This window comes from Fusibacter sp. JL298sf-3 (assembly GCF_053842995.1).
The window spans coordinates 633,580-656,250 of the sequence record NZ_CM132608.1 but is presented as its reverse complement, the minus strand read 5'-3'; the positions used below and the strand labels follow the sequence as shown (position 1 = coordinate 656,250).

Genomic DNA, 22,671 nt, shown 5'->3' with positions numbered 1-22,671 from the left:
TTATTTCAAGGCCTAAACATACAAAAAACCGGCTTGAAAAGCCGGTTTGGTACAATAAAGTCTCTTTGATTTCACGGAGTAAATCCATAATAAATATCGTACGATGAACACGTTCCTTTCACTGGAAGGGGGTGGTGTCAATCAATTGGCAATATCCTGACTTATGGATGCTAACGTGAAGACTTCGCCTTCCCAAACACTTTGTTCAGTGGCTAAATGAAGTGCACTCTCCAAATACAGTGGCCTGACCGTCCGAGGTTCTCACTCGAGTTCCTTTTAATTCCTCTTATTTCTAAGAAGAAACCAATTGACCATTGGAAACCTGTGGTTTCCTATGAAATTAAGGGATGTCCCGCTGATATACTAGCACAAACTGTTGTAAAAGTAAATATAATAAAATCCGCTAGATACGCCTTGTTAGCCTTTAGAGCTCGATTTTTATCAGAGCAATAGCATGCACGAAGTGCTTTACAAGGCTTTGTTGATTTTAGACCGTCCCGAGAATAGCGTCGTAGCTTTCCAGTGCAAAGTGTCGTCCTTTTTCTGTCAAGTGGTAAATTCCGTCGAGCACGACGACTTTTTCTTCGCGAATGAGCTGTCTCATGGTTTTTTCAAGGCGTTCCCTTGAGTAGTTCACATGTAAGTGCAGCGACTTCACGCCATTTTCTTCACGTGCTTCGGCGGTATCGGTGTGTCGGTGCATGTGAAAGACGATGGCTTTTTGTGCAAATTCCCGCCTTTGAACACTTCGGCGTCTAAGTACAGTGATCATTCCGCGTTTCGGTGCTGCGATAAAAGCCAACAAGAAAGTCAGTCCCGTTACAGTGGCCATGCTCCCGGCGATGGACACATCGAATGCGTAGGCAAATCGATAGCCAACGAGTGCGTTGAAGGTGCCAATGGCGGCGCTGAAACAAAGCAGCCGTTTAAGATGGTCTGTAAGGAGGTAGGCGGTAATAGGTGGGCCTACCATAAATGCGATTACCAAGATTGAACCGACAGCTTCAAAAGCTGCAACAGTTGTGACGGACACACTGGTCATTAGTAAATACTGAATCAGAACCGGTGAGAAGCCCAGTACAGAAGCGAGTCCAGCATCAAAAATACTTATTTTAAGTTCTTTAAACAGCAAAACAATCATGACGACGTTGAGAACGAGAACGGTCCCCATTGTATACAACGCTTTGGGGCCGAGGTCCACACCGCCTATAACAAGGCGGTTAAAAGGTGCAAAAGCCAGTTCGCCAAGCAAAACGGCGTCGGTGTCAATATGGACTTTACCGGCGTAACGGCTGATCCAAATAATGGCGATGCTGAAGAGGAGTGGGAAGACGATGCCAATGGCTGCGTCTTCAGATACGAGACGTGTTGCCGTAATCAGCTCCACTAAGTACACAGTGAGTAAACCGACGGCTGCTGCTCCGATAATAAGTAGCGGCGAGTTCAAGTCGTGAACGACAAAGAAAGCGGCGACAATTCCCAGTAAGATGGTATGTGTGATGGCGTCTGTCATCATAGCCATTTTTCTGAGGACGAGAAAAACGCCGGGTAAGCTACAAGCCACCGCTACGACGACGGCAATTAACTGAATTTCCATTTGCGCACTCATAGCAGCGCCTCCTTTCTCAGGGGATGAGTTTTAACATACGCAAGCCCTTTTTCAGTGAGCATCCACTGGTTAAAATAATCTCGTTCTACACAATCGCTTCTGTCGAGGAGTTGCTCTATTTCGCGTTGAAGCCTTTTGTCGTTGGCACAGGAAGGATTGATTGCCAACAGGTTGTGGCTTCTATTCTCTTCCCCGTGATTTTGAGACAAACGGTATAAGCTAAACAGCAATTGATCCGATGTTATGCTTTTGTAGCGGTTTCTCTGTTGTCGGTAACGCCAGATTAAACCGCGCTCAGGGGCAAAACAGATGCTTATAAGAACGATAAGGCTTATAATGACGACAATGGCCGGGCCCGTAGGCATCTTACGCATAGAGGAGCTAATCAAGGTACCTAAAACGCCACTGAATGCACCGAAAGCACCGGCGAGGGCCACCATTTTAGAGAGGCTGTTGGTCCATTGACGTGCGGCAACGCCGGGAGCGACGAGCATGGCGCTCATTAAAATGACCCCGACAGTTTGAAGGCCTATAATAATTGAAACGACGATCATACAGGACATCAGCCGATTGAGCTTAGTCGCTGAAAAGCCCAAGCTGTCCGCAAAAGCGCTGTCAAATGTCACCAGTTTTAGTTCTTTCCAAAAGAGAACGACAAGCGCTAATAAAAGCATACCGATAATGGAGACACTGTAGACGTCTCGCTTTAAAAGCGTAGAGGCTTGTCCGAAGATAAACTTGTCAATGCCTGCTTGATTGGCGTTTGGGATTTTCTGAATATAGGTCATCAAGACCAATCCGAAGCCAAAGAAAGTGGAAAGGACCAAAGCCATGGCGCCATCATTTTTGATGCGTGTATGCCGAGTGACTAAAGTGATTAAACCGGTAGCCAAGAGCCCGGCAATCAAGGCTCCTAGCAAGAACAGCTCAGTGTTCTTGTTTTGGAGAATAACAAACATAATGGCTATTCCCGGCAAAGCCGCATGTGATACCGCATCGCCGATAAGCCCTTTTCGATTTAAGACGGCGAAACTACCGACCACTCCGCTAATAATCCCTAGTAGTGCAGAGCCTAATGCCACGAGCCGCAACGTGTAATCTGATAAGAAAAATTCTAAAGATGTCATAAATTTTCCCCCCCTAACTTTTGAGGACTTGTCCGGTACTACGGTACGTTTTCCTCAAGTTTTCCTCTGTAAAAACATCAGAAACGGGACCACTGGCGACCATTTGGGTGTTGAGCAAGGTCACCCAGTCGAAGTATTCCGGTACAGTTTGCAAATCGTGATGAACGACGATAACTGTTTTGCCTTGTCGACGCAGTTCTTTGAGAATCTCAATGACGGCGCGTTCTGTCTTTGCATCGACACCTTGGAATGGCTCATCCATAAAGTAGATGTCTGCTTCTTGAACCAATGCGCGCGCCAGAAAGACACGTTGTTGCTGACCGCCACTAAGTTGACTGATTTGTCTGTTTGCGTAATCGTTCATACCGACTTTTTTTAATGCTTCAAAAGCAATATGCTTGTCTTGCTTCTTAGGGCGTTTAAACCAGCCGACATGGCCGTAACGCCCCATGAGCACTACGTCTTGTACTGTGGTTGGGAAGTCCCAGTCGACGCTGCCGCGTTGAGGGACATAGCCGATGAAACGTCTTTGCGTATCGTAAGTAGCGCCATTAAAGAGCACTTTTCCTGTAACGGGTTTTATAAGGCTGAGCATCGCTTTAATTAAAGTGGATTTGCCAGCGCCGTTGGGGCCGACAATGGCCATAAGAACGCCTCTTGGGATTTGCAAGTCTATATCCCATAAAACGGGTTTTTCGTTGTAAGCGACGGTCATATCTTCTACTGTAATAATAGGGTTAGATTGCATTGCGACCTCCTTACTCTAAAGCGCCGACAATAGTATCGACGTTTGCGCGGACTGTTCCGATGTAAGTTTCGGCATCGGTCCCTTTTGTTCCAAGGGAATCCGAATAGAGTTCGCCGCCTATTTCCACGTCAAACCCTTTTGCCTGAACCGCTTCTTGGAGCGCCTCGATATTCTTTTTAGGGACACTCGATTCTACAAACACTGCTTTTATTTGTCGTTTTACGATGAAATCGGCAAGTGCTGACACGTCGGCCGTGCCGGCTTCAGACTCAGTGGAGATGCCTTGTAGCCCCACCACTTCAAAGTCGTAAGCGGCACCAAAGTAGGCAAAAGCATCGTGAGCAGTTACTAGAACGCGAGCTGTTGGCTCTAACGACTCAATGCGTTCTCTTACATATGCGTCTAATGCGTCCAGCTCCTTTGCATACGCGTCGTAATTGGCGCGATAGGTGCTTTCGTTTTCAGGGTCTAGCTCAATCAAGCCAGAGAGTAAGTTCGCACTGGCTTCTTTCCAGAGCATAACGTCAAACCAGATGTGTGGATCGTGTGCACCTGTTGCGGTGTCTGCCACAAGAGTGGTAGATGAGAGTCCATCTGCTATTTCAACGACAATTTTTTCGCCGCCTTTTAAGTTTTCAAATATTTCGCCCATCTTACCTTCAAGATGTAAGCCGTTGTAGACGACCATATCGGCGTTGGTCATTTTGTCTACGTCTCCCGCACTGGCATTGTAGAGGTGTGGGTCAATGCCCGGGCCCATAAGCGCTTCAACGGTGATGTGCTCTCCACCGATGACTCTAGAGAGATCGGCGAGCATGGTGGTGGTTGCGACAACGGTTAGTCCAGATGCAGTGGTCTCCGGTTGTGTTTGGGTACATCCTGTAATAGCGAGTACAGCGACAAGAGTTAATGCGAGTAAAATGCGTTTCATATTATACCTCCTCAATAATCTTTACGTAAATTTTTTCTGCGATTTTAAAACTGATGGGCATACAGCCGGTTTCAGTTTCTAGATGAACGATTTCCCCATAGGGATCGAATTGTGTCACTGTGAGTGTCGATTGAAGGGAAATGTTCAGTTGATTTAAATAAACCAGTAGCTCTGGATCGTCCTCAACACTTGCAACCATACAGACTTTTCCTATCGGAGCAACTTGGAGCGGCTGTAAATCGCGACTGGCGATATGCCCACTTAAGTCTGGGATTGGGTTGCCATGGGGACAAAACCGAGGATTGCCAAGAAATAGATAGAGTTTTTTTTCAAGCATTTCCGACGTTACATGTTCTAACTGTTCGGCTTCTTCGTGGACATGTTGCCACTCAAAATCGAGCTTATCAACGAGGAACAACTCCCAAAGTCGGTGTCTTCGAATGAGCTTAATGGCTGAGAGCAGTCCGTGTTCGGTAAGTTGAGACCCTTTATAGCGCTTGTAGGTGATGTACTGTGCCTTTTCAAGCTTTTTAACCATCTCATTAACTGTTTGTGCACTATGCCTTAGCCACTGACACAGTTCCGAATTCGTTACATAAGGATTGGGGGAAATGCGTTCGCTTAGCTCGTAGATCGCTTTGATATAGTCTTCTTCTGCTCTATTCATAGAAACTCCTTTAAAAATAAGTTAAGGTCTACCTTAAAATTATACTCACCTATATATTACAACTGATGTTTTGACTTGTCAATCATTATTTATACTTGACAATTGATGAATAAGGCCTTAAAGTGACTACAAGTCACCCTGGAAGCTCTAGACGTTTAAATGTAATACGAGGAGGATCTATGCCTAAGAGAACTTTTTTTAATTTACCTGAAGAAAAACGCAAGCGCATTATAGATGCGGCCTTAGCCGTTTTTTCTAATACCCCTTATAAAAAAGTAACTATAGACGCAATCGTGGAAGCCGCAGACATTCCTAAAGGTAGTTTTTATCAATACTTTGAGCACAAAGACGATTTGTACAAGTATTTGTTTCATGAAATAAATGAGGCGAAAAGTGCCTGCTTGTCAGAAGTATTTAAAAAAACTGCTGAGAAATCTTTTAAGGAAATACTCATTGAAGCAGTGAATGCGGGGATACTTTTTGACATGGAAAATGTAGCATTGCACAAAAAATTTATGAACGAATGCCCGCAGCCTTTGAAAAATGAAATTTTGTCAATAGAAATACCAAAGAGCCACAGATTGTTGGAAGAGGTTATTAAACACTATCAACTGAAGGGTGGGGTGAAGACAAGTATTGCGCCGGAGGTGGGCGCCTATGTTATCACGGCCTGTATGACGGAAATCGAACGTTACAGCGGCGATAAGCCACTCGATTCGGTTGTGGTGTCAGTCATAGAAGCTTTAATAGACGGTTTGGGAACTTAAGTAGAAATAAGGCTGTCAATCACTTTTGAAAATGTCCCAAAATAAATGAAACATGAGCACCAGTAAAAAGCTGGTGCTTTGTTAATTAGCGGAGAAAAAGTTTTCTTGAGTGTTAATGATGTCCTCAAAAGTATAATTGTGTTGAGCATAGTGTGTTTTGATAAATTTCTTGATGGCGCTCTTCCGCCATGGATGTATCATAGAAGGGATATTGCGTTTTTTAGGCAGAGCCTCGAACTCGTCCTGAAAATCAAAGTTCTTAGATTTCCTTAGATGAGAAGGGATAAGTTCGAGTTCATAAACGTTCTCGTTTACAGAGGCCATCAAACAGCCGTTAAAAGCCTTAATAATGACAGCCGGAGTGCCTTTGTGGTAATAAATAGGGAGGCCTCTGTCGTCCATGAGTTTAAAATATTGATTTTCAAATTTAATGCAATGGCCTGTATCAATTTTGCGCTCAGCAATTACCGCAAGCGTTAGATTGATTTTTTCATCAGACGGTTGCGTTTCAAACACAGATTTGTTATTATCAAAAGGCAGAGCAAACTTGTCATTGAATTTCTTTATGTAGGAGTTCAGAAATTCGTTGGCATGCTCTACGCTTGATACGCCTGCGTTTCTTAAGTCGATCGGCAGTCGTGATTGTAGTGTTTGGAATAAGCGTTCTACGCGTCCTTTGGCCTGTGGAACGCTTGTTACTTTTATATCTACCCCTAGTTGATGGCAAGCGTAAGAAAACTGAGTGAAGGTATCCTTTTCAAGTGAAGGGGCCTTTTTTTGTTTGTATTCAAAAACAGTCCTTCTGTCTGTGTAAAACATGTGTGGGATACCATAGGTTGTTAAAATTTGATGAAAGACATTGTAATAGCCTTTAAGTGTTTCTTGGTGGTCGAAGTAAGCCCCCACGATTCGCCCTGTGGCATCGTCTATAGCAGCGTGTAAGTGGGTTTTGACGCCACCAAACCAGATGTGAACCGAAGCGTCCATCTGAAGCATTTCTCCAAAGTAGGCGGATCTAGGTCTTCTAGGGTGGCTTTCATCGAGTTCAACGATCTTGTGCTGAATAATCGCCATGTCCCTTTTAGAAGTAGCCTTTTTCTTTTGGGCTTCTAATTTTTTACGAAGGGCTCTCTTTGTTGACCTGTGAGCCTTGGGAGATAAAACATCTTGTTCCATAAGGATATTTTTTACAGTAGTTGGAGAAAGAAAAAGGTGTTCTTGCTCTGCTAGGATTTCAGTAAAATGAGCGAAATTCGCATCGGGATACTTGGTCCTGTAAAGTCCTAAAATCAACGTTTTAGTTTCGCTAGACAGGGCGTGAACGGGTTTCTTTCCACGGTTTCCATGGACAAAGAAGTCTTTCCCTTCTGACCGATAGCCCTGGATTAATCGATTAACCGTTCTAATACTACAGCCTAGCTTAAGTGAAGCTGTTTTTTTATTGCCATTCGTATCGACGAGCTTTTTAATGATTTCATATTTTAGATTTTCATTCATACGTAATTCTACCTTTGTCATTTAATTTACCTCGATGCTTTCATTCATTGAGGTATTATTATAGCATTATATCTTTTGGGACAAAATCACGTTTGATTACTTAAGACATTATCACATGTGAATCATAGTTTGGGAACTTAAGTAGAAATAAGGCTTGCATTGTTTCAGTTCGTGTGCTAGAATAACACAAATAAAAAGCTGAGATAAGAACCAGTAGCGCGATGAAGCCATGTAGAGAGAAGGTGGTTGGTGAAAACCTTTTGGCAGATAAGCGTGAACCTCTCTTTGAGCTGTTGCCGAAAGCGCAACCGGAGGTCTCCCGTTATAGAGACTAGATATCAAACAACAGTTTCGTATTGAAAGAGCGCAGACAAACGTCTGAATTTAGGTGGTACCGCGGAGACATTCGCCCTAAATCGATAACACATCGATTTAGGGCGTTTTTTATGAGACAAGTTCTCCTCCAAAAGGGTTCTCGCGACTATTCAACGCGAGAAGCCGTCAGAGGAGAACGGTGCCTCAAGAGGCATGTCGAACCGGATCACACGAAAGGAGTTCGATTTATGAAAGTTACACAGTTAGTGGGGAAGCGTTACAAAGAGGTGTCGAGTGATTGCAAGAGCCAAGGCCACGCCGTACTCGTAAGAGGCGGTTACATCCATAGAGTGGGGAGTGGTATTTATTCGAGTACCCTGTTGATGACGCGGATAACACAGAAAATTGAGCAGTTGATAAGAGAGGAGATGAATGTACTTGGCGGGCTTGAAGTGTCTTTGCCAGTGGTACTGCCTGCAGAACTTTGGCGTGCGTCCGGCCGATGGGACAGCGTCGGAGAGGAACTTTTAAAAACGGAAGATCGAAACGGTAGTGCGGTTCTCCTCGCCATGACTCATGAAGAGGCCGTCGTCGACTTGGTGCGTCACTGGCCACTGGACACCGCCTTTATGGTTTATCAAATTCAAACCAAGTTTAGGGATGAGGAAAGACCGAGAGCAGGGCTTATTCGGACGCGAGAATTTAAAATGAAAGACGCGTACTCGTTTCACAAGACGCAAAAGGATTTGGAGGCGTTTTACGCAAAGGTGCTCGACGCGTATTTGAGATTTTTCAAAACGGTGGGCCTTAAAGACGTAGAAGTGGTAACCGCTGAGTCCGGCATAATGGGTGGCGATGTGTCGCACGAACTCATGTTGGTGACGCCGATAGGCGAAGATAAGCTGGTGCAGTGCACGGCTTGCGGTCACTTGTGGAACGCAGAAGGTGAAGACTGGACGACTTGTAAAGCTTGTGGCAACGGCGCCCTCGTTTTTAAAAGGGGTATCGAAGTGGGCAATATTTTTCAGCTTGGAGACCGTTACACCAAAGCTATGGGAATGACTTATAGCGACGGTGGTGATGTGAAGCACCCGCTAATGGCGTGTTACGGCATCGGTATGGGGCGATTGGTGGCGTCAATTGCAGAAATCTGTGCCGACGACAGGGGCGTCGTTTGGCCGGCTGCCGTCGCGCCTTGGGCAGTGGAAATCTGCGTGCTTAATTGCTCGGATACCGCTGTAAAAGAGGCGGGGGAAACACTCTATGAGGCCCTATTATCGCAGGGGATAGAAGTCCTTTACGACGACAGGGCCATCCGTGCAGGCGTTATGTTTTCAGAAGCCGATTTGTTCGGTGCGCCGCATCGTCTAATTGTCAGCCGAAAGGCGCTCGACGCAGGCGGTATCGAATGGCTGGATCGAGTGCGTGGCGAAGCGACGGTAATAACAGCGGCGGAATGTGTAGCGGTTCTAAAGGAACGGTTGGCGTTTTAAAGTGCTATAGTGCGTCTGGCAGTGGCTCTTTGCAGTAGGCGTTGTAGTACCCTTCTCCCCACTGGCACATCATCGATAGGACGGGCATTAGGGTTTCGCCAAGCTCTGTGAGGCTGTATTCTACTTTAGGGGGGACTTGTGGGTACACTGTGCGCAAGACGAGGTTGTCCGATTCGAGCTCGCGAAGTTGTTGGGTGAGCATCTTAGGGGTGATATGTGGCATAAGGCGTCTGAGTTCGCTGAATCGCTTCACCCCTTTTGTGCCGAGATGCCAAATGATGAGGGGCTTCCATTTGCCGCCGATTAAGGCCATAGTGATTTCAAATGTGCAGCTGTACTGTTTGCCATTGACCTGAAGTTTTGCACAGGGATTATCCAAGGGCTTCTCCTTTCTAATAGTATCTTTTTAGATACTATAGCACTTAATAGTGCATACTTGTTAATATCAAACTGTTTCGTTAAAATAATAGCATGAATAGGCAAACATATCAAGAGTTAAGGAGGCTTATATGAACGCTATTTTTACGAGAAAGAGTATTAGAAAGTACAAGGAATCCAAACTGTCAGAAGCTCAAATTGAGTACTTGCTCAAGGCGGCCATGCAGGCACCATCTGCGGCGAATCAACAGCCTTGGGTATTTGTCGTAATCGACGACAGAGAGGTGCTTTCGGCTATTGCGGCATTTAACCCCTATGCACAGATGCTGAATACGGCCAGTTATGCTATTGTGGTGTGCGGCGACACGTCAAAAGAAAAGGCAAAGGGATTTTGGGTACAAGACTGTTCCGCTGCAACGGAGAACATTTTACTCGCAGCTGAGGACGAAGGTCTTGGCGCCGTGTGGATTGGCACCTATCCAAATGAAGAGCGCGTCGAAAAATTGAGTGCGCTGCTTCAGTTACCGAAACACATTGTCCCCCTGTCAATTGTAGCTGTGGGTGAACCGGATGAATCGAGAACGGCTCAAAATCGTTACGACGCTACGCGTGTTTACCGCAATTCTTACAAATAGGAGGATGTATGAAAGTCATTGCATTTAATGGAAGTCCCAGAAAAGGCGGCAACACACAACAAGCCCTAGAATGGGTGGCAACTGAACTCGAAAACACGGGTGTAGACGTCGAAATTGTACAAGTGGGGAATCAAAAAATAAGAGGGTGTCTCGCCTGCGGCGCCTGTAAGCGCAATAAAAATGAGAAATGTGTTATCGACGATGACCCGGTAAACGATTGGATTCAAAAAATGAAGGCAGCAGACGGTATACTGCTGGGCTCGCCGACTTATTACGCAGGTGTCGCAGGAACCATGAAGTGCTTTTTAGATCGCGCTTTTTACGTGGCGGGCAACGCGATGCTCAGGCATAAAGTCGGTGCGTCAGTGGTCGCTGTTCGGCGCTCCGGTGGCATTCCGACGTTTGAACAATTAAATCACTACATCAATTATGCAGAGATGATGATGCCCAGTGGCAACTACTGGAATGTCGTACATGGGACAGCACCAGGAGACGCCATTCAAGATAAAGAAGGGCAACAGATTATGCAGACATTGGGCCGCAATATGGCTTATTTGCTAAAGACGATGGCAACCGCCTCAGGGGCACCTGAACAAGTAGAGAAAGTGTACACGCACTTTGTGCGATAAGCGGTTCTTCTAATGACACAGCAGTATTGATGATACGCACTTAAAATAATTGTAGGATAAAAGTTTTATTTCAACTGGATGTAGTTGACAAGTAATATTGGTTGAGATAAACTGATGATGAATTTAATAGGAACGTTCAAGGTGCCGTGAAAACGGATAATAGGGAAGCAGGTGAGAATCCTGCACGGTCCCGCCGCTGTATGAGCTGATTTCACATCATTTGCCACTGCCGTAAGGCGGGAAGGCGGTGTGAAAGGCGACGCTTGAGTCAGAAGACCTGCCTAGAACGCATGTTGCAGTAACTCTACGGGGGCTTAGAGGCAAATGTCATATTTTTTTGATGTTTAAACCCGCCGTGCGCGGGTTTTTTTATATGCAGAAAACACATGATGTTCTGTAGCAAATACAATTATGGGAGGGGTATTATGAAACGTAGAATGTTGGCGCTGCTGTTGGCCGTATTTATGGTGACGACAGCCTCACAAGTAGCTCTTGCGGCAGAAATCGTCTTATCAGTCGAGTCGGCTGAGAATTTTGAAAATGCCAAAGATGCTGAATTGAACTTTGTCGCCGAGAACACCTCGGAAACGGCTTTAGAAGGGTATTTTGTAACGGGGGTGTACGAGTCTGGGACAGACCGTCTATTGACGTACAACTACGTTAAAATGCAGATGCAGCCCGGTGCAAAACAGCACTATGGCAGTTTGCTTCAAATGCCTACAGAAGGTCTATTTTACGCAAAGACTTTTGTATGGGATACTTTAGTTGCACCGAAGACGTTAAGCAACCTATTAACGGTTAAGGGCAATAAAGAACCCGTGGAGTCCCTTACTTTCGCAAGCGGAGATTTACACCTTTCCGTGGGGGCGGAACAAGTGCTCCAAGTTGTCGTAAAGCCCGAAAGTAGACAAGGGGATCCGCTTATCTGGAAATCCAGTGATCCTACTGTCGTCAAAGTAAACGATGGTGTACTGACTGCACTGGCAGAAGGTTCTGCAACAGTGGAAGTACGGACACCAGACGGTGGCAAAACAGCCACTTGTATCGTTGAAGTCGTCAAAAAAACAGCTCCGATTCTAACTGAAGTAACCAAAGCGATTCGCGAAACAGGAGCGTATGTGTATGCGCAGAACGACGCTCCAACAATAGGCAGTATAGGTGGCGAGTGGTCGGTATTTTCGCTAGCACGTGGCGGCATTGACGTTCCTGCGAGCTACTACGACGATTACTACGAACGCGTAGTCGCCCATGTCGCTCAAGAAAGTCAAAAGGAGAAGCGACGCTTTAGCGATAAAGTCACAGAAGTCGAACGCATTGCTCTGGCACTGGCTGCTATTGGCAAAGAACCTTCCAATGTCGGCGGTGTAGATTTATACGATTACATTTGGAACAAAGGGGCCAATTTCCCTAACATTAAGCCAAGTGGAGAACTCGGCGCACGACAGGGCGCTAATGAACTGATTTTTGCACTACTGGCACTCGACGCTAAAGGGACAGCAGAACCACAAGGTGCTACGGCGACAAGACAGTGGATAATCGACAAGTTGCTTGCTGACTATCAGTGTGATGGTGGGGGCTTTGCATTGTCGAAAGCCTTTGGCTTAGACGTCGATATAACTGCGATGGCTTTACAGTCTCTTGCACCGTATCGGGATCAGCCGTCCGTGGCCCTCGCTATTGAAAATGCACTCGATGTTTTGTCTCAAATGCAAAATGACGATGGGTCCTTTCAGTCGAGCTATGGCGATTCAAGTGAAAGTATAGGACAGGTTGTTGTCGCTTTGTCAGCGCTTGGCATAGATGCGCACACAGATGAGCGCTTTGTAGAGCAGAAAGGCACACCTGTAACAGCACTTCTCAGCTATTATGTAGACGGCGGCGGTTTTAAACACGCTAAATCGGAATCGGGTCCCAATGCAATGGCAACCGACCAAGGGCTATACGCACTGGTGGCCTACGAGCGCTATGCAAAAGGTGCGCTTGCCCTTTATGACATGAGGGATGTGGAGAGCAGTATTCAGGAAACGCAGTTAGAGGCGACGCTCGCCATAGAAAAGCGGATTATCGGTAAAGGTGACACACTTTCTAGAGTTTCAATTGGATTTAATGAAGGGGATACCGTTTGGGATGTGTTCGAAAGAGAATTGACTGCGCGCAATATCCCATTTGAGCACATGTACTATGGTACCTATGACAGCGTGTACATTCAATCTATTGACGGCGACGATGAATTTGACCACGGTTCTGGGAGTGGTTGGATGTTCCATGTCAACGGCGAATTCCCAAATGTAGGGGTATCGAAAGTACCGGTTAAACAGGGGGATGCCATTACCTTTGTCTATGTACAGGAGTACAACGACAGCACGTTGTCACTAGCGGATGTAGTAACCCGTTATGTCAGCATTGCCAAAACGGATTATCTCGCAAGTGATTATACGCCGGAATCTTATAGTCGATTGGCACAGGCAATTCAAAGCGCTGAAGTTCTCGTAGCCAATCCAGCGTATCAGGGAAAAGAAATCGACGATGTCAAAGGTTTGGAGCTAAGCGACGCTATAGCGACCATTTTAGCGGCTCAAGAGGCTTTGGTTGTAAAAACCCCTTATGTGCCGACGCCGGCAGTTGTTCCAGACGACTTTCAAAACGATTTATGGTTGAACACCAACTTTCAAATTTTAGGTGTAGGGGAGACCTATCAGCTGGTGAGCAGAAGGGTTCCTGAGATTATTGATGGGCCAATAAGCAACAGCATCACTCATCCTCCTTATCGCTATAGGTTGGTCAGTGGGGACAGTGTTTCGCTTGAAGAGACAACGGCGTCTCAAATGACAGTAACTGCTGTCAAAACAGGTACCAGTGTGGTAGAAGTTTCTTATGACGCAGTAGAAGCAAATGGGAAAATGTACGGCGCCTGCTCTCCTGTTAACAAATCGTATTTTGTGGTAGACGTTCAAGAGACGCCAGACGCACCTTTAGCCCTATCAACGGATATTGCATTACGTAGCTACGACACGGTTTACTTTAGTCAAGGGGAGACGACGCCTTATACATTTACAGTCACTTCAGACGCACCATTTGAAGTGACTGTAAACGGACAGACCCAGCCGACAAACGGCTCACAAGTTACTGTACAGCTTGAAAACAGAAGCAATATTGTAGGGATTCGAACAGCTTCACAAGTGCTCTATTATGTGCTTGATGCCAGAAAAATAGAGGTGGCAGTGGAGAATGAAACCTCTCCGGGGCAACCGCTACGTGCGGGGGATACGGCACATATTGCCTTTAAAGGTATAACGATGCCGGTTTATAAACTCGCTACGATATACAACCCGACTTGGTATGCGCCAAACGGTCAGTGGGGATCGACATATGGCACAACGGTGCGCTATACAAATCCCGACTTGGGAGAGTTGATCTCTTACGACAATGTTCAGTATGAGTTGGCAGAGCACAACGCCATTCGAGTGACTTTACCTGAATCTAAAACATATACTTTAGCAGAGGGACATATTGATTGCGAATGGTGGGGCTCTCCACTAGGTACTGAGCGCGATATGTCTGGTCCTGGAGAACCGAACTTAAACGCAGATGTGTTGAGAGATAAATTTTCTGTGATGCCGTCAATTCAATTGGTTGTGGACGCTCAACCGACAGTTGCCGAAGAAAAAGTCGATCTCGAATCCAACGTTTTAGAAACACCGGAAACACAGGAAGCGCTAGAAGCACCAGAAGTACCAGAAGCGCCGGAAACACTGGAAGTACCGGAAGGTGCAGAAACAAAATGAATTCAATTGGACATTTCTAACAATTAAGTAAGCTGGGATGTCAGTCGCTCCTAAAGGCAAATAAGCGATGACAACACTAGAAAGACCGCTGCAGCTGTTAGCCGTAAAAGCTTAAATCTGTTGCGGTTTTTACTGCTTTTCTACTATACACTAAGGCGTTTTGTCATCGGATCAACTGCCGTTAAAACGACGCCACTGGAGGTTAAACTATGAAAAAATCGTTATGGGTATGGCTGTTAATCATCGCCTTAACTGTAGTGCCCAATTTTGCAGCTGTTTCCGTGCACTACGATGCGGTTACAACCGAGGCACAAATCAGTATAGACAACTTGACTGAAGGGGAAACAGTGAATGTCGTCGTCGAAAAAGACGGCAGAAGGTATTTTGTCGATGCCCAAAAAGCCACTGGAAGTACTCATGTCTTCAGAACGCAATTGCCTCAAAATATAGGGGCGTTAGATGTCGTCGTCAGCGGTGAAGGATTTAGCGAAAGAGCTCTTTTAGAGACAGGAGAAACAACAGTCGTTCTAAATCCCGACACTTTTGAAAGCGAGCGCGCAGATGCCATTGCGCTGAATGTGACACCGAAAGTTGACAGTGTCTTGCCTATTAAAAGCCATACTGCGCGCAAGCAACGCGTCGAAGTGACATTAAACAACGCCCAAACGGTTTCTATGTCCGCGGATCTCTCGCAACTTAAAGAGGACATGCCGCGCTTCATTTGTCGACGAGACGCATACGAACTAGATGTTCCAAAGGGAACCGTAATCACAGGAAATACGTCTAGAATCGCTTTGATGGACCCCCTTTCTGTTGCAGAACCATCCCTTCAAAATCAAGCGGATGCCTTGGGCGTAACCTTTAGCAAAGCCATTCGCTTAGGCAGTGTGGTTAGAACCGATTTTGATCGCCACGTTACACTTGTCTTTAAAGGTGAAGGGGCAAAAGAAGTCCTATGGGTTGAGGGCGCTACGACGACTAAAGTGCCTAAAGATGCCGGACAAGAACACGATGTTTACGCCTATCGCTCGGGAAATGATTTAATCGTTAAGACTAAACACTTCACAGATTTTGTCACTTATCAACCTAAAGACGCCTCTGGTGGCGATACGAAGCCACCGGTGCAAGATACTGTTCAAGTCACTTTGTCAATTGATAAGCTAACCATTGGGAAAGGGTATGTCGTCGCCTCAGAAACACGAACGGCAAACTCAGGTGACACGGTATGGGATGTCCTTAAAAAAGCCTTAGATGAAAAAGGCATTTCTTACGCGCACACATTTACCCCTAAATACAACAGTGTCTACGTAGAGATGATCGACGGTGACGGTGAGTTTGACCACGGTTCGGGAAGCGGATGGATGTATAACGTCAACGGTAGTTACCCTAATTACGGTTGTAGTCTCTACACGGTCTCCAATGGAGACAAGATTGAATGGCGTTATACGACAAATTTAGGGGCTGATTTAGGCGTTGATTTAAGTCAATGGGAAACAGATGAAGAAAAACCCCAGAGTCAACCTGAAAATACCACCAACAAAACAGAGGTACTCGAAACAGAACAAATTCCCAAAGGGCTTAAAAATGCTTTTAAAGACGTAGATAGGCTATCGAAGTGGGCAATAGAGGGGGTTGAAGCTGTCTTTGACAAGGGCTTGATTAAAGGGAGTGACGGTTACTTGTACCCTAAGCGTGAGATTACAAGAGCCGAGTTCACCAAACTTTTAGTCGCTATGCTGGCGCTACCTTCTGTTGACGACGCGTATGCGCATTACGATGATGTCTTGTCGACGGCTTGGTACTACGATGTGATAAACACAGCTCGTGCGTATGGGATTTCTCAAGGTACAGGCAATCGTTTTTATCCTAATCGGGTAATCAGCCGTCAAGAAATGGCTACAATGCTCTATCGTGTAATGGCTTTAGACGAGAAAAAGACATCGACTTTTGCAGATGACGCTCAAATTGCGGCATGGGCTCGAGAAGGTGTATACACGCTGGCCGCAAACGATGTCTTAAAGGGCAATGGCGAGGCTTTTGAGCCGAAAGACGTTTCTACAAGAGAAATGGCGTTTGTCGTCCTGTCGAGATGCCTAGATTTGCCTAAGAAACAGTTGGAAACGAAAGCTACACCAGTTGCTGAAGCCGTAGCTGCAGCAGCTCAATACGTGGGCAATAGCGTAACTTCGCCAATCGTTTCTAGCGTCGGAGGCGAGTGGGCGGTTATCGGTCTTCAGCGTTCGGGGTACCGGACACCTCAGGCTTTTAAGTCAGCGTACTTAGAGGCACTGAAAAAAACACTCGATGAAAAAAATGGACAATTGCACCGTATTAAGTACACGGAATACGATCGTGTGCTGCTAGCGCTTGCGTCCCTTGATATCGATGGTAGCAATTTTGAAGGGTATAATTTAGTGGCGCCTTTGTCTGATTTCAATACCGCTGTTAAGCAGGGGCTAAATGGCCCCATATGGGCGCTTATCGCTTTAGATGCTCGAGAATATGTGCTGCCCCAAGAGGCAGATGTTCCTGTGGTGGCAACGCGACAAATGTATGTTGACTACATTCTAGAGAGGGAAATAGCAGGTGGCGGTTTTTCTTTGACATCAGAAGCCCCTTCAGATGTTGATATTACTGCAATGGCGTTGACTTCATTGGCCGCTTATAAAGATCAACCGAAAGTAAAAGCGGCGATTGAACGCGCTCTAAAATTTTTAGAAAGTGAACAAAATCCAGACGGTTCGTTTTCATCAAACTGGGACACGCAGGCGAGCAGTGAGAGTATTTCACAAGTAATTGTCGCGTTGTCAACACTTGATATCGATGCTTTAACAGATGAACGCTTTGTTAAAAATGGCAATTCACCTGTAGCGGCGTTGTTGACATTTCAGACGAAAAACGGCGGGTTCAAGCATGTAAAAACAGGAGACACAGACCAAATGGCTACAGAGCAGGCACTGTATGCATTGGCAGCGTACCAACGTTATTACAACAAACAGCCGGCCTTATACCATATGCGTACAATGAAATAGTTGGAGAGTCATGAAAAAAAAGATTATATACGGTGTTTTAATTATAGCGGTTTTGGCCATGTCCTATTTTATGACAGGCCCTTTAAAGCCCACTACGTCTATTGAGCCGCTTCCGAGCGTCTCTTCGTCCGAAATCACTCTATCGGAGAAACCACAAGAAACAGAAAAACCCCCTGAGAGGGTAGCTGAAGAAGAAAGCACCTCTCAAATACGAGAAGTACCTGAGGAGGAGACGCCGCTTAAGGCGGTTCCGCCTCAATCTGATGAGCATGACGAACCCGATCAGAACGCCGGGACTACTCCTGAAGAGGTTAAACAGGAAGAAGTCGATGCAGCAGAGATACCTGAATCCGAGCCGGAAACACCACCAGCTGAAGAATCAGCTGAAGAATCTGTGGCGCCTCCGACATCTACTGAAGAAAAAGACGAATATCTAACTGACCCCATACCTGAAGGCAAACCTCAACCTGTAGAGTGGCAAGATACTGAAATCGACACTTCCACAGAGGGATATATTACGCTGTCGGTTAGTTGTAAGACCATTTTGGACAATTTAGACCTCTTAGAACCAAACAAGTTGGAATTGGTGCCTGAAGACGGGGTGATTTTTCCCGAAAAGCAAGTTGCTTTCTATGAAGGTGAAAGCGTCTTTGACGTTTTGCACCGCGAAATGAAGGGCGCAAAGATTCATATGGAGTTTGTAATGACGCCGATGTACAACAGCAACTATATTGAAGGTATTAACAATCTGTATGAGTTCGATTGTGGAGAGTTGAGTGGTTGGATGTACAAAGTTAACGATTGGTTTCCCAATTATGGTGCCAGTCGATACCAACTAAAAGAGGGCGATGTCGTTGAATGGGTGTATACTTGTGATCTCGGTCGGGACCTTGGTGCTTCCGGATGGGGGAAGTAAATGAAAAATGATGTTTTTTCTAAAAGTCACCCTTATGTAACTTTGCTTTTCTTTATAGCAGTTATCGGTGCCAGTATGGTACTTAAGCACCCCGTGTTTCAGGCCATCAACCTTCTGGCGGCGTGTTTTTATGCTTTTGCCTTGAAGGGGGGGAAGCAGGTCAAGTTTTCACTCTTGTATCTGTTGCCTATGGCGGTACTCATTGTCGTAGGCAACCCACTTTTTAACCATGAGGGCGCAACGATACTCACGTATTTACGCGATGGGAACCCATTAACACTCGAGAGCATACTCTATGGGGTTTCATCTGCGGTGATGTTGTTTAGTGTAATCACATGGTTCAGTTGTTATCACGTAGTAATGACATCAGACAAGTTTGTTTACATTTTTGGAAACACAGTACCGGCATTGTCGCTGGTACTAACCATGGCACTACGTTTTGTTCCGATGTACACACAGAAGTTTGAAGAAGTTCGACTGGCACAAAAAGGAATTGGGCACGATGTTGCGCAGGAGCCATTGATGAAACGCCTTAAAAGTGCTATGAGTATTCTGTCGACAATGGTGTCTTGGGCATTTGAACAGCAGATAGAAACAGCAGACAGTATGAAAGCTCGAGGCTATGGTATAGGCAATCGCACGGCCTTTTCTATTTACTATTGGAGCCGCAGAGACACGCTTTTACTGGTGCTTTTGTCTGCGGGCATTGTATCGCTTATTACAGGTGTATACACAGGTGATCTCGTCTACTACTACTTTCCGGTTGTCGAGTCGCTAGAAGGGTCAGGTGTCCTTTACATCTGTACCCTATTTTACGCAATGGTGGCCTTTTGTCCGCCAATTATGATTGTATTAGAGGAGTTAAAATGGAAATCATTAAAATAGAAAATACAACTTTTTCCTATCCGGAAGCCCTTTCTCCTGCTCTTAACGATGTGAACCTCACAGTAGAGGTCGGCGAGTGGGTGGTGCTGTGTGGTCAAAGTGGCTGTGGTAAAACGACTCTTCTAAGACATCTTAAGCCGGCATTAACCCCTCATGGCAAGCGGAGTGGGCAGGTGTTTTTTGATGGCTGTCTAATAGAGAAGTCGGATGAAAGAAAGCTTGTGGAAGCCATTGGCTATGTGTCACAGCGGCCGGATAACCAGATTGTCACGGACAAGGTGTGGCACGAGATGGCGTTTGCGATGGAGTGTTTGGGGTATCCCAGCGATACCATACGGTTACGTGTTGCGGAAATGGCGAGCTTCTTTGGAATCACACAGTGGTTTTACAAATCGGTTCACACCTTGTCAGGTGGACAAAAGCAGTTGTTGAATCTGGCGGGGGTGATGACCCTGTCACCTAAAATATTGGTGTTAGACGAACCACTTTCGCAGCTAGACCCAATAGCGGCAAAAGAGTTTTTAAGCATGCTCAAGCGCATCAATCAAGAACTTGGCGTCAGTATCGTCATGAGTGAACACCGTCTGGAAGAAGTGTTGCCACTAGCAGACCGCATGGTGGTTATGGAGAGCGGGCGTATCATAGCTGACGACACCGTTGCCTCGGTGGGAAAGCAACTTTATGGCATGCGTCATGTGATGCGTTTGGCGCTGACTTCTCCAATGCGCTTCTTCAACGAAATCAGTCATGCACAGCAACCGGTAACAGTAAAAGAAGGCAAACGCCTTCTAAATACAGTACAGTTTACCACGGATACTGCTTTGCCGGAAGACGTCCCTATAGCCCAAAATCAGATATTGACATTGAAAGAGGTCTATTACCAATATGATAAAGAGGCAACTTGTGTCTTATCACACTTGTCGATGTCACTCTGCGAGGGGGCTTTCAACGCAATATTGGGGACGAACGGTGCGGGAAAATCGACGCTCTTAAAAGTGATTAGCGGTATTTATAAGCCGACGCGCGGTCGATTAAAGTTTGATAAGAGCGTAAGTGGGGGCGTTGTAGCCTTGCCACAAGATCCCACAGCACTCTTCACTAAAAAAACAGTCCGCGAAGAGTTAGAGGCCATGGGGACAGAGCAATCTGAAGTGGAAGCCATTGTTGGACAAATGCATTTGAAAACGCTTTTGTCAGCGCATCCTTTTGATTTAAGTGGTGGGGAAGCACAGCGATTGGCACTTGGAAAAGTTCTGCTTACAAAGCCCAAGCTCCTGTTGCTCGATGAACCCACCAAGGGGCTCGACGAAGCGTACAAACGCGAATTAGGTGAGCGACTCCTGTCATTGAGGGAAGCTGGCCTGACGATACTCATGGTTTCGCACGATGTGGAGTTTTGTGCACGGTATACAGACCGATGTGCCCTTTTATTTAACGGGGAACTGGTAACTGAGCAACCGACGCGCCAATTTTTTAAAAACAATTACTTTTACACCACAGTGACCAATCGACTTTTGGAAAGTGTATCAAAAGAGATTCTCACAGTAGAGGAGGCGGTGGCTATTGCTAAAGCGAACTATTAAACCTTTTATATTTTTAGTGGCATTGCTCAGTGTTATGGCGTATGGAATTGTTGTTCTACAAGATCGAAAATACTACTTTGTGAGCATGGTGATGGTGTTGTTGTCATTGGCTTACTTCGCTGCTTCATTTGAAAGACGTGCGCCAACAGTGAGAGAAGTTGTCGTTATTGCTGTGTTGGCGGCACTGGGGGTTGCAGGGCGCATAGCCTTTTACATGTTGCCGCAGTTTAAGCCGATTTTGGCCATAGTCATTATCAGCGGCGTGGCTTTTGGCTCTGAAAGCGGTTTTCTCGTGGGGGCCCTTTCGGCATTCGTCTCCAATTTCTTCTTTGGTCAGGGACCTTGGACCCCCTGGCAAATGTTCTGTATGGGGCTGATAGGTCTTTTGGCTGGCCGGTTTTATTACCGACGAAAAACAGCGATAAAACCACTGAGATTGGCTGTGTTTGGATTCTTGACGACCCTTTTTGTATACGGCGGCATTATTAACATTGGCTCTGTCTCGATGTTTACGAAAAAAGTGACTGTTGAAGCGATTTTGGCGTCTTATGTTTCGGCGTTGTTTTTTGATTTGGTCCATGCTTCAGCGACCTTCTTATTTTTATTGATTTTGACGAACCCCCTGCTGGAAAAGCTGAATCGCGTTAAAACCAAGTACGGTTTACTCGACAACTAAAACTTTGCACCGGGAGAATTTTGCTCTCGGTGCTGTTTTATTTTTAGAAAAGCCTTGGTATAATAAACACTGGTAAGGTCATTAGAAAGGACAGTTATGAAAGTATGTAAAAACAATTTGATGCGTCAATTTTACCATTCTGATGTGCAGTTGGATGGCATTTTTCGACTGCGTGTGACCCCCGGCGCGTATGTCAGGTCCACAAAGACCTCGGAAAATGTCAACGGCATCATTGTACCGCTTAGCGGTAGGGCGCGCTACGAAATAGAATCGGAAAGCTATCGCCTCGAGCCGGGGGTGGTGTTGTTCTCAGGCGGTGGCTTGCCCCTGAACAAATACGTTATCGGCGACGACGCGTGGGAGTATTTGCTCATCCATTACAGGGCGGTTCACGCGACTAAAAAAGAGTTGTTGGTCGATAAGAAGCATTTTACGTTGACCATTGGCGACGTGGAGCGCGCCGATTTGCTGAAGCTGTGCAATCAGATGATTCGCCACCAAAAGCGTTCAGATTTGCTCAGTCAGCTTAAAAACAAAACGCTTTTATGGAAGCTGTTTGAAAGCTTGTTTCAGCACGGTTTTGAAAATTGCTTTGCCACAGATCGAGAAAAAATAGATTTTGTCGTCGACTACATCAGCGAGCATTTTGACAAAGACCTGTCCATTACGGAACTCGCTGAGGTCGTGGATTTGGAACCCCATAAGTTCAGTCACGCTTTTACCAAGAGCATCGGTATGCGGCCGAAGCGGTATATAACGCAAATGAAAATCCACCACGCAAAGGAGCTGTTGCTCAAAACCAGTCTGTCTATCCACGATATTGCACTTAAAATAGGGTATGACGATCCGTTGTATTTTAGCCGTATTTTCAAAAAGGAAACCGGTGCGGCGCCGAGTGTGTACAGGCAACAAGTTGAAAAAAGTCCATACGGTTTATAAAAAAAGCCATTTAGCACCTGAATCAGCTATGCTATAATGAGTCCGTTAATTGAGAGTTG

The 22,671-nt window shown here is 45.8% G+C and carries 17 protein-coding genes, 1 pseudogene, 2 riboswitches and 1 other annotated feature; of the genes and pseudogenes, 11 read left to right on the top strand and 7 right to left on the bottom strand.

Annotated features, from left to right (window positions below; genetic code table 11):
• Window positions 1-130 precede the first annotated feature (130 nt).
• Window positions 131-323: riboswitch (cobalamin riboswitch) on the bottom strand.
• 164 nt (window positions 324-487) lie between these two features.
• From ACR6HW_RS03160 to ACR6HW_RS03140, 5 genes and pseudogenes are all read right to left on the bottom strand, one after another.
• Window positions 488-1,609, bottom strand: coding sequence for a metal ABC transporter permease (locus tag ACR6HW_RS03160; protein ID WP_455729721.1), 1,122 nt, complete (start codon window positions 1,607-1,609; stop codon window positions 488-490).
• Window positions 1,610-1,863: 254 nt separating this feature from the next.
• Window positions 1,864-2,736, bottom strand: a pseudogene (locus ACR6HW_RS03155) (metal ABC transporter permease); the annotation flags it as partial.
• A 13-nt stretch (window positions 2,737-2,749) separates the two neighbouring features.
• Window positions 2,750-3,484: a metal ABC transporter ATP-binding protein gene (locus tag ACR6HW_RS03150; RefSeq protein WP_455729720.1), complete on the bottom strand. Its 735-nt coding sequence runs from the start codon at window positions 3,482-3,484 to the stop codon at window positions 2,750-2,752.
• Window positions 3,485-3,494: 10 nt separating this feature from the next.
• Window positions 3,495-4,415 (bottom strand): metal ABC transporter solute-binding protein, Zn/Mn family, encoded by a 921-nt coding sequence (locus ACR6HW_RS03145; RefSeq protein WP_455729719.1) that lies wholly within the window; start codon window positions 4,413-4,415, stop codon window positions 3,495-3,497.
• A gap of 1 nt (window position 4,416) precedes the next feature.
• Entirely contained in the window at window positions 4,417-5,082 is a 666-nt protein-coding gene (locus ACR6HW_RS03140; RefSeq protein WP_455729718.1) for a metal-dependent transcriptional regulator, read from the bottom strand.
• A gap of 179 nt (window positions 5,083-5,261) precedes the next feature.
• On the opposite strand from ACR6HW_RS03140, the gene ACR6HW_RS03135 reads away from it, so the two are divergent.
• The gene (locus ACR6HW_RS03135) at window positions 5,262-5,849 is read left to right on the top strand and encodes a TetR/AcrR family transcriptional regulator (RefSeq protein ID WP_455729717.1); all 588 of its coding nucleotides are present in this window, start codon (window positions 5,262-5,264) and stop codon (window positions 5,847-5,849) included.
• A gap of 81 nt (window positions 5,850-5,930) precedes the next feature.
• On the opposite strand, the gene ACR6HW_RS03130 is transcribed toward ACR6HW_RS03135, so the two are convergent.
• Window positions 5,931-7,346 (bottom strand): ISNCY family transposase, encoded by a 1,416-nt coding sequence (locus ACR6HW_RS03130; protein ID WP_455730852.1) that lies wholly within the window; start codon window positions 7,344-7,346, stop codon window positions 5,931-5,933.
• Window positions 7,347-7,537: 191 nt separating this feature from the next.
• Window positions 7,538-7,763 (top strand) — a binding site (T-box leader).
• A gap of 146 nt (window positions 7,764-7,909) precedes the next feature.
• Here ACR6HW_RS03130 and ACR6HW_RS03125 point away from each other — a divergent pair.
• Window positions 7,910-9,154, top strand: a complete 1,245-nt coding sequence (locus ACR6HW_RS03125) for an aminoacyl--tRNA ligase-related protein (protein WP_455729716.1) — start codon at window positions 7,910-7,912, stop codon at window positions 9,152-9,154.
• 4 nt (window positions 9,155-9,158) lie between these two features.
• Here the strand turns inward: ACR6HW_RS03125 and ACR6HW_RS03120 are convergent, their stop codons facing one another.
• Window positions 9,159-9,467 (bottom strand): winged helix-turn-helix transcriptional regulator, encoded by a 309-nt coding sequence (locus ACR6HW_RS03120; protein WP_455730853.1) that lies wholly within the window; start codon window positions 9,465-9,467, stop codon window positions 9,159-9,161.
• Window positions 9,468-9,663: 196 nt separating this feature from the next.
• Between ACR6HW_RS03120 and ACR6HW_RS03115 the strand changes: the two genes are divergently transcribed.
• The 9 genes from ACR6HW_RS03115 (at window position 9,664) to ACR6HW_RS03075 (ending at window position 22,612) form a co-directional block, all read left to right on the top strand.
• Window positions 9,664-10,167, top strand: a complete 504-nt coding sequence (locus ACR6HW_RS03115; RefSeq protein WP_455729715.1) for a nitroreductase family protein — start codon at window positions 9,664-9,666, stop codon at window positions 10,165-10,167.
• 8 nt (window positions 10,168-10,175) lie between these two features.
• Window positions 10,176-10,796: a flavodoxin family protein gene (locus ACR6HW_RS03110; RefSeq protein WP_455729714.1), complete on the top strand. Its 621-nt coding sequence runs from the start codon at window positions 10,176-10,178 to the stop codon at window positions 10,794-10,796.
• A gap of 122 nt (window positions 10,797-10,918) precedes the next feature.
• Window positions 10,919-11,095, top strand: a riboswitch (cobalamin riboswitch).
• Between the two features lie 126 nt (window positions 11,096-11,221).
• A complete protein-coding gene (locus ACR6HW_RS03105) occupies window positions 11,222-14,581 on the top strand; it encodes a DUF4430 domain-containing protein (RefSeq protein WP_455729713.1) in 3,360 nt (1,119 codons plus the stop codon).
• A 209-nt stretch (window positions 14,582-14,790) separates the two neighbouring features.
• Window positions 14,791-17,613, top strand: coding sequence for an S-layer homology domain-containing protein (locus tag ACR6HW_RS03100; RefSeq protein WP_455729712.1), 2,823 nt, complete (start codon window positions 14,791-14,793; stop codon window positions 17,611-17,613).
• A 10-nt stretch (window positions 17,614-17,623) separates the two neighbouring features.
• Window positions 17,624-18,529 carry a DUF4430 domain-containing protein gene (locus ACR6HW_RS03095; protein WP_455729711.1) on the top strand — a complete coding sequence of 302 codons (906 nt, stop codon included), beginning with the start codon at window positions 17,624-17,626 and terminating at the stop codon, window positions 18,527-18,529.
• A complete protein-coding gene (locus ACR6HW_RS03090) occupies window positions 18,530-19,414 on the top strand; it encodes an energy-coupling factor transporter transmembrane component T (RefSeq protein WP_455729710.1) in 885 nt (294 codons plus the stop codon).
• Complete coding sequence (locus tag ACR6HW_RS03085) at window positions 19,396-20,997, top strand: ABC transporter ATP-binding protein (RefSeq protein ID WP_455729709.1); 1,602 nt, start codon at window positions 19,396-19,398, stop codon at window positions 20,995-20,997. The genes ACR6HW_RS03090 and ACR6HW_RS03085 overlap by 19 nt, the downstream gene beginning before the upstream one ends.
• Window positions 20,978-21,673: an ECF transporter S component gene (locus tag ACR6HW_RS03080; protein ID WP_455729708.1), complete on the top strand. Its 696-nt coding sequence runs from the start codon at window positions 20,978-20,980 to the stop codon at window positions 21,671-21,673. Before ACR6HW_RS03085 ends, ACR6HW_RS03080 begins: the two co-directional genes overlap by 20 nt.
• Before the next feature lie 96 nt (window positions 21,674-21,769).
• Window positions 21,770-22,612, top strand: coding sequence for a helix-turn-helix domain-containing protein (locus ACR6HW_RS03075; protein WP_455729707.1), 843 nt, complete (start codon window positions 21,770-21,772; stop codon window positions 22,610-22,612).
• The last annotated feature ends 59 nt before the right edge of the window (window positions 22,613-22,671 follow it).

Excerpts from the sequence above, each read along its gene's own strand:
- ACR6HW_RS03160 (WP_455729721.1), bottom strand. The coding sequence starts at position 1,609 with ATGAGTGCGCAAATGGAAATTCAGTTAATTGCCGTCGTCGTAGCGGTG.
- ACR6HW_RS03150 (WP_455729720.1), bottom strand. The coding sequence starts at position 3,484 with ATGCAATCTAACCCTATTATTACAGTAGAAGATATGACCGTCGCTTAC.
- ACR6HW_RS03145 (WP_455729719.1), bottom strand. The coding sequence starts at position 4,415 with ATGAAACGCATTTTACTCGCATTAACTCTTGTCGCTGTACTCGCTATT.
- ACR6HW_RS03140 (WP_455729718.1), bottom strand. The coding sequence starts at position 5,082 with ATGAATAGAGCAGAAGAAGACTATATCAAAGCGATCTACGAGCTAAGC.
- ACR6HW_RS03135 (WP_455729717.1), top strand. The coding sequence starts at position 5,262 with ATGCCTAAGAGAACTTTTTTTAATTTACCTGAAGAAAAACGCAAGCGC.
- ACR6HW_RS03130 (WP_455730852.1), bottom strand. The coding sequence starts at position 7,346 with ATGAATGAAAATCTAAAATATGAAATCATTAAAAAGCTCGTCGATACG.
- ACR6HW_RS03125 (WP_455729716.1), top strand. The coding sequence starts at position 7,910 with ATGAAAGTTACACAGTTAGTGGGGAAGCGTTACAAAGAGGTGTCGAGT.
- ACR6HW_RS03120 (WP_455730853.1), bottom strand. The coding sequence starts at position 9,467 with ATGGCCTTAATCGGCGGCAAATGGAAGCCCCTCATCATTTGGCATCTC.
- ACR6HW_RS03115 (WP_455729715.1), top strand. The coding sequence starts at position 9,664 with ATGAACGCTATTTTTACGAGAAAGAGTATTAGAAAGTACAAGGAATCC.
- ACR6HW_RS03110 (WP_455729714.1), top strand. The coding sequence starts at position 10,176 with ATGAAAGTCATTGCATTTAATGGAAGTCCCAGAAAAGGCGGCAACACA.
- ACR6HW_RS03105 (WP_455729713.1), top strand. The coding sequence starts at position 11,222 with ATGAAACGTAGAATGTTGGCGCTGCTGTTGGCCGTATTTATGGTGACG.
- ACR6HW_RS03100 (WP_455729712.1), top strand. The coding sequence starts at position 14,791 with ATGAAAAAATCGTTATGGGTATGGCTGTTAATCATCGCCTTAACTGTA.
- ACR6HW_RS03095 (WP_455729711.1), top strand. The coding sequence starts at position 17,624 with ATGAAAAAAAAGATTATATACGGTGTTTTAATTATAGCGGTTTTGGCC.
- ACR6HW_RS03090 (WP_455729710.1), top strand. The coding sequence starts at position 18,530 with ATGAAAAATGATGTTTTTTCTAAAAGTCACCCTTATGTAACTTTGCTT.
- ACR6HW_RS03085 (WP_455729709.1), top strand. The coding sequence starts at position 19,396 with ATGGAAATCATTAAAATAGAAAATACAACTTTTTCCTATCCGGAAGCC.
- ACR6HW_RS03075 (WP_455729707.1), top strand. The coding sequence starts at position 21,770 with ATGAAAGTATGTAAAAACAATTTGATGCGTCAATTTTACCATTCTGAT.